Below are 11,346 nucleotides of genomic sequence, written 5' to 3'. Positions count from 1 at the left end.
CAACCCGAACGTCCCCAAAGGCCATGGCAAAGCCTCCGGCAAAACCAGCCCTACTCCTTTGAATCAGATTCGCATTCACCACGGAATCATTTCCGTGAACGCCATAGCCCATGGGGAGAGGTCGCGCGAAGCGCGGGTGAGGGGCGGCGGTGCCGCCGATGGGTGCTTGGCGTCAGCGACCACACCTAAGGGGCGGCGTGCACTGGAATTGCACGTCGGCTTCCCCTCACCCTAACCCTCTCCCCATGGGAGAGGGTATGCGAATTGACGAGTATGGAAGCGAGCTGCTACGCCGCGAACCCCGCCGCTTTCGCGTATGCCTTGCGGCCGGCCGGCGCCTGGCGGCCGCGCTCCATCAGCTTCGGCACTAGCGAAGCCAGCACGTCGCGGCGGCCGGCGATGAGCGCGGAATCCGCGAAGAGCTGATCGAAGAGGTCGCGCTGGGCGTGGCTGGCGCCGAGGCGCCAGAGCTCGTCGCGGATCGGCTGGATGAGCTCGACGACGCGGCCATGCTCGCCCTTGCGGTGGGCGATCGCCGCCTCGCAAATGGGGACGGCGATCGTGCCGAGAATGGTGGCATGGGGCGAGGTGGCGGCGGCCGCCTCCTCGCGCATCGCCTGCAGCATGCGCTGGGCGGACTGCCAGCGACCACTGGCGGCAAGCGCCATCATGAAATGCGGGAGCGTGAAGAGCTGCAGGTGATCGCCGATCCGCCCCTCGGCCTTCTCGCCCAGCTCCGACCAGCGCTCGCCCACCGCCACGCCCAGATGCTCCAGCCGCCAGAGCAGCGAGGCGGCGTTCTGGATGTCGATGTAGAGGTCCGGCTGCGCCTTGACCAAGGGGGAGTCGAGCGGGCGAATTTTCGCATCGTAGAGCTGAAGCGCGCGATCGAACTCACCCAGCTCCAGATGGTAGAGCGCACGATGCCAAGCGAGATGATGGCGCATATTGTTGGCGGCGTCCCAGTTCCCCTGCAGCGCCTCCAGCCAGGCGATGCCTTCGCCGTGCCGCCCCTGCATCTCCAGCACATGGGCAACCGCGTGGGTCGCCCAGAGATCGGCCGGGTCGAGCTCGACTGCTCGGCGGCCGGTGCGCTCCGCTTCGGCATAGTCGCCGCATTCCTCATGCCCGAAGGCCGCCATGGCGAGCCAGGTCTCAAAGCCCGGCATGCCAGGCGACCAGGCGCCCTTGGTGCGCAGCAGGGAATCGCGCATCCGCCCGGCCTCGCCCCGCCAGAAATAGTTGAAATGCGCCAGCCTGAGCGCCAGCAAGTCGGTCGGATGCTCGCCGAGGATCGCCTCCCAGATCGCGAGCGTCTCCTCGACGGCGCCCGAATGCCAGGCGGCGAGGGCGTCGATATGCCGCTTTTCGCGTGGGGTGGCATTGGCCGCATGCGCACGCGCCGCCTTGAGACAGGCCTCGGCGCCGCCGAGATAGGCCTTCTTGTAGGTGAGCATGGTCAGGTAGCCCTTGAGGCAGTGGCCGAGGGCGAAGTTTGGATCGGCCGCGATCAGCTTGCCGGCGAGCTCGCCGGTATCGGCCCGGTATTTGACGTAGTTCTCGATCGCCTGATCGAAGGCGTCCGCCGCCTCGTTGCCGGCAGCGCTGATCGGCAGCCCGCGGATGTCCTTCTGCATGGGCCGAGCTTAGCCGGTGGGCGAGGGCTAGCGCCAGTTCCGGAGGTGGAATAGGGGAGGGGGTTCTCACCCCCTCCCAAACCCTCCCCACGGCCCGCGGCCGCTCGGCCGGTAGGGTGTTTCGGGAACGCTGCCCCGGCGCACCGCTTGCGCCGGCATGACTTGGAAGGGGCGGGACTGCGGCTGGCTCCACAGGCTCCGGTGGCTCTGGCGGAAAAGCGGCACCAGGGCCACCCCGGCGAGGAAGCCGCCGACATGCGCCCAGAAGGCGACACCACCCTCATCCATGGGTGTCGCCGCACCGCTCAGCACCTGGCCCAGGAACCACAGCCCCAGCACGATCAAGGCCGGCACGTTGACCACGCGGATGACGACCAGGAAGAACACCAGCACGCGGATATTGGCGTAGGGGTAGAGCAGGAGATAGGCGCCGAGCACGCCGGCGATGGCGCCGCTGGCACCGATCATCGGCAGGGTCGAGGTTGGATCGGCCAAACTCTGCGCAAACGCCGCGGCAATGCCGGAAACGAGAAAGAAAACCAGATAGCGCCCATGCCCCATGGCACCTTCGACGCCATGCCCGAAGATCCACAGGAACCAGGTGTTGCCGATGAGATGCAGCCAGCTTCCATGCATGAACATGGAGGTGAAAATCGTGGCCCAGCCCGGCACCAGACGCCAAGGCTGGGGCAGCGTGTCGTAGCCGAAGAGCACGGCCGGGACCAATCCCAGGCCATAGACGACGCTCTCTTGCGGCCGCGGCGACAAGGTCTGCTGCCAGAGGAACACGGCGAGGCAGAGGATGATCAAAAGCCAGGTCATGACCGGGTTGCGGCCGACGGGATTGTCGTCATAGAGCGGGAGCGTGAACATCTCTCTGTTGCCCTGTGGCCCCGGCCGGATTTTCATTCAACGGCGCGACTACACTATGAAGGAGCCGGCATCCTCCATGGCGGGTGACCATTCTCGGACAGGTGCTCCGAGGTCGTCGAGCCGAATCGCAGCCAAGTGTCCCGCCCCTGAAATTCGTCTGCGAATTTCAGGGATGAGCGGGCCACTGATCTATTGAGGCTAGTGTGATTCAGATTTCGAAGTTCGCCGACGAACTTCGGAATCATCACACTAGCGGGGTAGACTGAGATATGGCGAAGGGGGCGGGGACGGTCACGGAAGCGACCACGGAGCAGCTGCTGGCGCAGGCCGCCCAGGACTATGCGGCGGATCGGCTCGAAGCGGCGGCGAAAGGCCTCGAAGCGGCCTTGAAGCGTCAGCCGCTCGCGGCGGCGCTTTATACGAATCTGGCCGTGGTCTTCGAGCGGATGGGCGATCCCCGCGCCCGCGGCCGGCTCAGTGTCGCACTGGCGCTGGCGCCGTCCTTGGCGGTGGCGTGGTTCAATCTCGGCAATCGTCACGCGCGCGAGGCAGCACCGGACGCGGCGGCCCGCGTGTTTCGACGGGTGCTGGCGCTTGATGGACGCCACGTGGGCGCGCTCACCAATCTCGCCAACGCGTTGCGCGACGGCGACTCCTTCGATGCCGCACTCGGTCTCTACCGCCGCGCGCTTAGCCTCGATCCCGGCGCGGCGGAATCGCTCTACAACTACGGCACCGCGCTCCACCTTGCCGGCGAGGTCGAGGGTGCGGCCCGGGCCTATCGCTTGGCCTTGGCGCGCACGCCCCACGATGCCTGGCGGCTTCGGCTCGCGACATTGCTACCGCCCATCTCCGATACCGAGGCGATGATCGAGGGTTGGCGCCGGCGCTTCGAGCAGGGCGTGGCGCGTCTCGCGGCCGCACCCCTTGCGATTGCCGATCCGCTCCATGATTGCCATTGGACCAACTTCTATCTGGCCTATCACGATCGCGACGATCGGGTGCTGCAGGAAAGGGCGAGCCGGCTCTGGCTTCACGCCTCTCCCAGCCTCGGTGCCGATCTGGCTCCGCCGGCGCCGCGTGCAGGGAGCAAGATCCGCCTCGGTTTCGTCTCCGCCTATTTCAAGGCGCACACGATCGGCTCGCTCTTCCAAGGCGTCATCGAGGCGATCGATCGAACACGCTTCACCGTCGTCGTCTGCCAATGCGGTCCGGCCGAGGATGCGATGGGGGAGACGATTCAGGCGCTCGCCGACGAGTATTTGACGCTGCCGCTCGATCTCGACCAGGCCCGGAGCCGGATCGCCGCGGCCAGGCTCGATGCGCTCCTCTATACCGACATCGGCATGGACCCGATGACCTATTATCTCGCCCATGCGCGCCTCGCCCGCTTGCAGCTTGCGACCTGGGGCCACCCGGTCACCACCGGCATCGCCGCCATCGATCATTTCATCTCGGCCAAGGATTTCGACGCGGACGGCGCGGACGCGCATTACAGCGAGCGCCTGGTTCGGCTCGACGCTCTATTGTTGTGCTGGCAACCGCAGCCGATCGATCTCGGCGCCACGCCGCGGGCCAAGCTCGGGCTGGCGGAGGGTGGGCGCGCCTATCTCTGCGCCCAGAGCCTGTTCAAATTGCACCCCCGCTTCGATGCCGTGCTCGCCCGGATCCTTGCCGAGGACGATCGAGCGGTCCTGCATTTCATCGAGGGGCACCGGCGGCCCTGGTGCGATCGCATCCAGGCCCGGCTCGGGCGGTTGCGCGGCGATGCGCAGGATCGCGTGCGCTTCTTGCCGCGGCTGTCGGCCGAGGATTTCGTCCGCGCCATGGCGGCGGCGGATGCGGTGTTGGACACCCCCGGCTTTTCCGGCGGCAAAACCAGCCTCGAATGCCTGGCGACCGCGACTCCGGTGGTGACGATGCCGTCGGCCTATTTGCGCGGGCGTCTTACCTACGGCTTCTATTGCCGGATCGGGATCGAAGACTGCATTGCCAAGACCCCGGAGGACTATGCGCGCATCGCCGTTCGGCTGGCGCAGGAGCCGGATTGGCGTGCCGAAATCGCTGCTCGGATCGGCGCGCGTGCACCGTCGCTGTTCGGTACGACGCCGCCGGTCAGGGAGTTCGAGGCGTTCCTCGCCGAGAGGCTCAGTCGCTGAGCAGTCCTGCCATCTTGAGGGCGACCCCGACGCTGCCCTCGACCTTGATCTTGCCGGTGGCATAGGCGAGGGTCGGATCGAGATTGCCGGTGAGCAGCTTCTCGAAATCGCCGAGCGCGATCTTGATCGTCGTGTCCGCCTCGCCATCGGCATTGTCGATCTTGGCCGGGGTGGCGGTGCCGTCCCATAGAATGATGCCCTCCGCACCCAAGAGGAATTTCACCTTGTAGCCGAGGCTCGGCGCCACGGCGGCTCGGCGTTTCAGATCTTGGGTGGCGGATTCGAGGCTCATCGAAGGGCTCCGTCGGCAGGCTGGGCTCGGCACTCTATTAGCTCGGCCGCGTCTCGGCCAGGCTTTGCGCGATGCTGTGGGCTGGTATCCGGATCGAGATGGTCGTTGGATAAGGCTCATCTGCATGTCGATCGTGCGTTCTTCGACAAGCTCAGAATGAGGGAGATTGTGCGTTGCAGAAAGACCGGTGTGGCGGAAAGAAAAGCCTCAGCGCGCCGGGGCGTGGACGCATTAGCGCGCAGCCAAAAGATGCCGGTTAGGAGGCGTCGGTCATCAACACGGGGGGGATGCCGCGCGGCTTATTCGGAAGCATCGGGTTGATAACATCCCGCTCATGGTCGCTGAGTTCGTACCTCATGATTCGAAGCTCCGGCTTGGGAGCTTGAGCCACGCGTCCGGTGACACCTTCAACAACAGCCCAGCATTTCCGGAATCACCCCCTAAACGGACATCGGCGGTCAATTCGAAATCGGCGCGAATGACCCGAAGCAGACTCCTTCGACCACCGGTTATAGCGCTTCTGGGCGATCCCCTGGCGGCGCAGAGCGCGGCGATGCTGTCCTCGTCGCGCCGGCCTTCCCGCACGGTGCGGATCTTGTCTTCGGCCGAAAATCGCCGCCGCGTCGCGCGACGGATGTCCTTCACGACCTGCTCCGAAGGGTCCTTATGCACACGCCACCACCGTCACCAGCTTGCGCCGCCCCGGCATGCCCACTCCCAGACCGCTCATCCCTTCACCGCCCCCTGCGCCAATCCGCGCACCATGGAGCGCTGGACGACGGCGAACAAGGCGAGCACCGGCAAGATAGACAGAATCCCGCCGGCGGTGAGCGCCCCCCAGGGGAGCTGGAACTCGCCGACCATCAGTTGCAGCCCGACCGGCCAGGTGCGCGAGCCCGAACTGGTGGTCAGCATGAGCGCGAAGAGATATTCGTTCCAGGCGGCGATGCCGATGAACACCGCGCAGGCCCACAGCCCGCCGCGCACCAGCGGCAGGATCACCCGCCACATGGCGCCGAGCCGCGTGCAGCCGTCAATCCGGGCGGCCTCCTCGAGCTCGAGCGGGATGGCATCGAAGAACCCCTTCATCATCCAGATGAAGATCGGCAGCAGGAGGGCCGTATAGGCCAGCGCGAGCCCGATCCGTGTGTCGAGCAGCCCGGCCTGCCGCATGATGATGAACAGCGGGATGATCATCAGCACGACCGGAAACATGCGCAGGACGAGGAAGAACAGCAGCACGTTCTGTCGGCCGCCGAACTGCTGGCGCGAGAGGCTGTACGAGGCGAGCGTGCCGGCAAAGACGCAGATGATGACGGTGAAGAAGGTGGCGACAGCGCTGTTCCACATCAGATCGGGTAGGTTCGACTGGGTCCAGATGGCGATGTAATTGGTCAGCGTCGCCGGGCTCGGAAACAGGGCGACGTGGCGGGTGATGATGTCCTTCTCGAACCTCAGCGAGATGTCGAGCGCCCAGACCACCGGGAAGGCGGCGAAGAAGGTGAAGGCACTGGCGATGAGGTAGATGATCGCGCGTTCGATCCTGCCGCGGCGCATGGTCAATCCGCCTTCAGCACGTTGGAATAGCGGACGTAGAGCCAGGAGCCGATCATCAGCAGCACGAACATCACCACGCTCAAGGCGCCGGCATAGCCGAAGTTGAACTCCCGGTAGGCCTTCTGGAAGGCGTAGAGCGAGAGCACCTGGGTCGAGCGGCCGGGGCCGCCGCCGGTGAGGATCAGCAGCAGCTCGGGAGAATTCATCAGGCTGATGGCGCGCAGCACCACGGTCGCAACGATGATGAACCGCAGGCCCGGCAGCTGAACGTGGATCAAGCGCCGCCAGAACCCGGCGCCGTCGACCGCGGCGGCCTCGTAAAGCTCTCGCGGGATGCCCTTGAGGCCGGCCAGCAGCAGCAGGCCGAAGAAGGGGAAGCCGTGCCAGGTCTCGACGGCGATGGCCTCCGGCAACGCCCAGTTCGGGTCGGCGAACCAGGCCTTGAAGCCCTGGATGACGCCGAGGCCCTGCAGGGCCGCGTTGATGATGCCGAGGCGGCTGTCGAGCATCAGGGCCCAGAGATTGCCGGCCACCACCAGGGGCAGGAACCAGGGCAGCAGGATGATGACGGACATGAAGCGGAAGCCGGGCAGCTCGTAGTCGAGCGCCACCGCGATCACCATGCCGAAGGCGAGTTCGAGGAGGACCGTGCCGATCACCCAGACCGCGGTGTTCTGCAGCGAAATCCAGAACACCGGATCGTCGAGCAGCGCCATGTAGTGGCGCAGGCCGACATAGCCGGTGCCGAGATCCATCCGGTTCAGCCGCATCTGGCGGAAGGAGAGGTCGATGCCGGAGATCGTCGGGTAGATGATCACGGCGAAGACCAGCGCCAGCGCCGGGACCAGCAGCAGCCAGGGAAAGGCCCTGGTGTCCGAAATGCCCGCGATGCGGTCGGCGAGCGAGCGCGACATCAGACGATCGCGATTGCCGTCTTTTCGAGGCGCGCCCAGTCAGGCAACGCGCCCAGGCCGGGCTCCTCCGGAATGGTCAGAATTCCGCCCTCGATCTTCGAGCCGTGCGAGCCGTGGCGCAGGCCGCTGATCTGCTGCGAGGAGATCACCAACTCCTCGTAGTAGTCGTTGTTGGGAATGGCGCCGCACAAATGTGCCTGGCCCAGGCCCATGCCGTGTACCTGCGCCTTCATGCCATGGCATTCGGCGAGATGCGCGATCTTGATCGCCCCGGTCATGCCGCCCTTCATGCTCGGATTGGTGCGCAGCATGTCGAGCGCGCCCGCCTGCACCCAGGAGGCGGCGTTCCAGTGCGCGCCATCCGAAGTCTCGGCGGCCAGCACGGGAATGTCGAGGGCGTCGCAGAGCTTGCGGTAGGAGCCGAGCTCGAATTCCCGCATCGGCTCCTCGTACCAATAGAACCCTTCCTCCTCGAGACGACGACCGAACCACAGCGAGGTCACGTAGTCCCAGCCCGCCGAGGCGTCGAACATCAGCACCGCATCGGGGCCGGTCCATTTGCGCAGGTTCCGGCAGAGCCGCGCGTCCTCCTTGGCATCGCCCCAGGCGTGCAGCTTGAAGGCGGTGAAGCCTACGTCGATGCACTCTTTGATGTGGCGCTCGTACTCGTCCATCGTGTCCCAGGTCACGGTCGAGGCGTAGACCGGGATCTTGTTCGAGTTGCCGCCGAGCATCTTGTAGAGCGGCATGTTCGCCTTGCGGGACTTGAGGTCCCAGACCGCCATGTCGATCAGGCCGAGACTGTGAAGCTGCATTTCCTCCAGACGGTCGATCTCCCAGACCAGGTGCCAGAGTCGCTCGGTGAGCAGCGCGTCCTCGCCGATCAGCCGCTTCAAGCGGCGTTCGATCAGGCTCAACACCGCCTCGCCACGGCCAGTCTTGACCCAGCCGGTGATGCCCTCGTCGGTGTCGATGCGCAGGATGGCGCTCTTCGGCGCCTTACCCCTGGGCGTGCCATCCCCGGAGCCCGGCAGGCCGGCGCGCCAGCGGAAGGTGTCGCCGGCCCAGGGGGCCTCGACGAGGTAGCCACGGATGTCGGTGATGCGCATGTGAATATCCGAGCTCCGTGGTGTTCAGTTCAACGCGGCATCGAGCCCCTTCAGCATCGCGTCCGTCGCCTTCTCGGGCGTGGACTGGCCGACCAGGATCTTCTGGAACTCGGGCAGCACGACGTTCTGCGACCAGCCGGCCATGCCGACGAAGGCCGGCGGCAGCGAGCCGAAGCCCGTCGTCTCGGCCGCCGCCTGGTACAGCGGGTTACCGGTGATGCGCGCGTCCTTGGCGATCACCGCCGAGGCGGGGAAGTAGCCGGTCTCCTCGAGGAAGGCGATCGAGGGATCGTTCTCGCCCCAGAAGCTGATCCAATCCCACGCAGCCTCGATGTTGTCGGTCTTCATGATGCCGTTGAAAAGATAGGTCAGCCGCGCGATGCGGGCGGCGGGGCCGGCGGGCTTCGCGGCGGTGCCGAACTGGCCGGGCTTGAAGAAGCGCACCATTTCGGTGAGCGAGCCCGTGTGGTGCCAGGTCATCGCCGTCTGGCCGGTCTTGAAGCCCTCCATGATCTGGCGGAACCCGTCATTGGTTACCGAGGGGGGGACGACCTTGTGGACGGTGGCGAGCTCTGAATACCACTTCACCGCCGCCAGGACCTTGGCCTTGTCCATGGCATTCTTGCCGTCGACGACGAACTTGGAGCCGAAGGCTTCCATCAGGTCGATCAGGTAGGAAGCGCCACCCGGGCCGGCGCGCAAGCCGAAGCCGTAACGGTTCTTCGACGGGTCGGTCAGCTTCTTGGCTGTCGTGACGAATTCGTCGAGCGTCTTGGGCGGGCCGGCGATGCCGGCTTCCTCGAACCAGTCCTTCCGGTAGTAGACCCAGTCGACGAAGGTGAAGGCCGGCACGCCGTAGATCTTGCCGTTCGCGGTGCAACCCTGCCAGCGGTCGGCTGGGTAGTTCACCTTGTTGGCCCAGCCGTTGACCCGGCTGGTAAGGTCGACGAGCCCGTTCATCGCCAGCATGTCGGGCAGGCGTTCGGCCACGACCATGCTCACATCGGGACGCGTGTTCGCCACCACGGCGGCGGTGAACTTGGCCATGTATTCCGGGTTTGGAATGTTCTCTTGCTGCAGTGCGATCGCCGCGTTCATCTTGGCGAACAGTTCCATCACCCGCTTGAGGCCGGTGAACTCCTCCTGGCTGGTAAAATGGTGCCAGTAGACCACCTTGCCGGAACCCGCAGCCGCAGCCAGGCGCGGCATTGTGGCGGCGAAGCCGAAGGCCGTCATGCTACCCAGCAGCGTGCGGCGCGAGAGGTCATTCATTGTGTCGTCTCCCCCTAAGTCGTTGAAGGCATCATGATAGCCGGATCGGCCCCGGCGGTGCCGCCGCTGGTCGCAGGCCCTCGGCGACGCTGTCCACCGCATGGTTCCGACGCGCCTCTTGGGAAAGCCCGAGCCCGTGGCCCGGCACGTCGGGCGCAACCGCATAGCCGTTCTCGAAGCGGATGGGTGTAGCCGTGAGATGGTTGTAGTTCTGGAAGGAATACTCGATCCACTCAGCCTCCGGCAAAGCCGCGGCGATGTGCACGCCGACTTCGAGGAAGGTGTTGCCGAGCGTCACCTTCACGCCGTACTCGGCCGCCAGCCAACAGGCGCGCATGACGTCGGACATCTTGCCGTGCACGTTCATGTAGTCGACCGCCCGCGCCTCGATCAGCCGGCGCTTGCCGCTGAGGTCGAGGTATTCGCCGGTATTGATATGGGTGAAGGGCAGCGCTTCCGAGACTTGCCGCAAACCCTCGAAATCGTCGCGCAGGCAGGGGTCCTCGATCCACAGGATGTCGTGCCCGGCATCGTGATAGGCGTGTAGCGCGCGGATCGCCTCCTTCGGCGTCCAGGCCTCGTTGGCGTCCACCATGATGACCGGGTTCGGGCCGACCGCTTCCTTCAGCAGCCTGAGCCGCTTGAGGTCCCAGGCGAGATCGGGATTGCCGATTTTGATCTTGAAAGCCTCGAAGCCCATCGCCTTCGCCTTGGCGAAGAACTCCACGTAGTGCGCGTCCGAGAGGTGGAAATCGAGGCCCGAGGCATAGGCGCGCACGCGCGGGTTGGTGCCGCCGAGGAAGCGGTAGAGCGGCAGCCCTGCCTGCTGCGAGGCGAGGTCCCACAGCGCCTGGTCGATCGCCTCGCCGAAGCCGTGCGGAATGGCGCGCTGGTTGCCGCCACGCGGACGGCCGATGCGATGGATCAGGCTCGCAGGGTGCTGCCCGCGCAGGCCGCCGAAGGCCTCCGTACGGAAAACGCGTTCGAGCTCGGCACGATCGGGCAGGGCGTGGAAAAGGTTCAGCAGCCACCCTGTTCCGGTGTGCCCCGCCTCGTCATGCAGCTCCAGCGCGGCAACGTTGCAGACGTCGAAGCCGACCTGGCTGTCGCCTATCATGCGGTCACGCCGGAAGGCGAAGCGGGTGACCGTGAAGTCGCGGATGGTTGCCATGTCGTCCTGTCTCACCCGTGGAGCTATTATACCGACATACCCCGGATGAACGACCCAACCGGTCATCCGTGCGGTAGGCTAATAGGAGATTTGGCCGTCCTGCAACCGGCCAAAGTCGAATTCGTGTTCACCATGAAGCCGTCAGGGCAGTCAGTCGGATCATTCTGCAAGCGGTTCTTGTCAGTGCCGACGAGGTGATCGAGTGACGATGCCATGTCCGTTCATGTTAAGGGTTATCAGATGCCTGCCCGGCACGGAGAGTGCGGCGGGTTCTGAGGGCAGGCGTCTGATAAGCCTCAGGGGAGGAAACCGCGGGCAGGAAAGGGTGCGACGGTGCGGCGGGTTCGAGCTATGGGGATTTG

General features: G+C 65.5%; 9 protein-coding genes and 2 pseudogenes. 1 reads left to right on the top strand and 10 read right to left on the bottom strand.

The window, feature by feature from the left end:
- Window positions 1-287: 287 nt before the first annotated feature.
- A complete protein-coding gene (locus tag HY058_18425; protein ID MBI3499274.1) occupies window positions 288-1,637 on the bottom strand; it encodes a tetratricopeptide repeat protein in 1,350 nt (449 codons plus the stop codon).
- 66 nt (window positions 1,638-1,703) lie between these two features.
- Complete coding sequence (locus tag HY058_18420) at window positions 1,704-2,510, bottom strand: rhomboid family intramembrane serine protease (GenBank protein ID MBI3499273.1); 807 nt, start codon at window positions 2,508-2,510, stop codon at window positions 1,704-1,706.
- Between the two features lie 269 nt (window positions 2,511-2,779).
- Here HY058_18420 and HY058_18415 point away from each other — a divergent pair, with 269 nt between their 5' ends.
- Window positions 2,780-4,669, top strand: coding sequence for a tetratricopeptide repeat protein (locus HY058_18415; protein ID MBI3499272.1), 1,890 nt, complete (start codon window positions 2,780-2,782; stop codon window positions 4,667-4,669).
- Here the strand turns inward: HY058_18415 and HY058_18410 are convergent.
- The 8 genes and pseudogenes from HY058_18410 to HY058_18375 all read right to left on the bottom strand — a co-directional run bounded on the left by HY058_18410 (window position 4,659) and on the right by HY058_18375 (window position 10,984).
- A complete protein-coding gene (locus HY058_18410; GenBank protein ID MBI3499271.1) occupies window positions 4,659-4,961 on the bottom strand; it encodes an SCP2 sterol-binding domain-containing protein in 303 nt (100 codons plus the stop codon). The genes HY058_18415 and HY058_18410 overlap by 11 nt on opposite strands.
- Window positions 4,962-5,188: 227 nt before the next feature.
- Window positions 5,189-5,319 (bottom strand): annotated as a pseudogene (locus HY058_18405) (transposase).
- Between the two features lie 135 nt (window positions 5,320-5,454).
- Window positions 5,455-5,633, bottom strand: a pseudogene (locus tag HY058_18400) (transposase).
- Window positions 5,634-5,687: 54 nt separating this feature from the next.
- A complete protein-coding gene (locus HY058_18395; GenBank protein ID MBI3499270.1) occupies window positions 5,688-6,518 on the bottom strand; it encodes a carbohydrate ABC transporter permease in 831 nt (276 codons plus the stop codon).
- Between the two features lie 2 nt (window positions 6,519-6,520).
- Window positions 6,521-7,432 (bottom strand): sugar ABC transporter permease, encoded by a 912-nt coding sequence (locus tag HY058_18390; GenBank protein ID MBI3499269.1) that lies wholly within the window; start codon window positions 7,430-7,432, stop codon window positions 6,521-6,523.
- The gene (locus HY058_18385) at window positions 7,432-8,541 is read right to left on the bottom strand and encodes a racemase (protein MBI3499268.1); all 1,110 of its coding nucleotides are present in this window, start codon (window positions 8,539-8,541) and stop codon (window positions 7,432-7,434) included. Before HY058_18385 ends, HY058_18390 begins: the two co-directional genes overlap by 1 nt.
- A gap of 24 nt (window positions 8,542-8,565) precedes the next feature.
- Window positions 8,566-9,813 carry a sugar ABC transporter substrate-binding protein gene (locus tag HY058_18380; protein MBI3499267.1) on the bottom strand — a complete coding sequence of 416 codons (1,248 nt, stop codon included), beginning with the start codon at window positions 9,811-9,813 and terminating at the stop codon, window positions 8,566-8,568.
- 31 nt (window positions 9,814-9,844) lie between these two features.
- Window positions 9,845-10,984: a mandelate racemase/muconate lactonizing enzyme family protein gene (locus HY058_18375; protein ID MBI3499266.1), complete on the bottom strand. Its 1,140-nt coding sequence runs from the start codon at window positions 10,982-10,984 to the stop codon at window positions 9,845-9,847.
- Window positions 10,985-11,346 lie beyond the last annotated feature (362 nt).

The organism is Pseudomonadota bacterium, from assembly GCA_016195085.1.
Lineage (GTDB): Bacteria > Pseudomonadota > Alphaproteobacteria > SHVZ01 > SHVZ01 > JACQAG01.
This window is presented reverse-complemented; position numbering and strand designations above follow the sequence as displayed.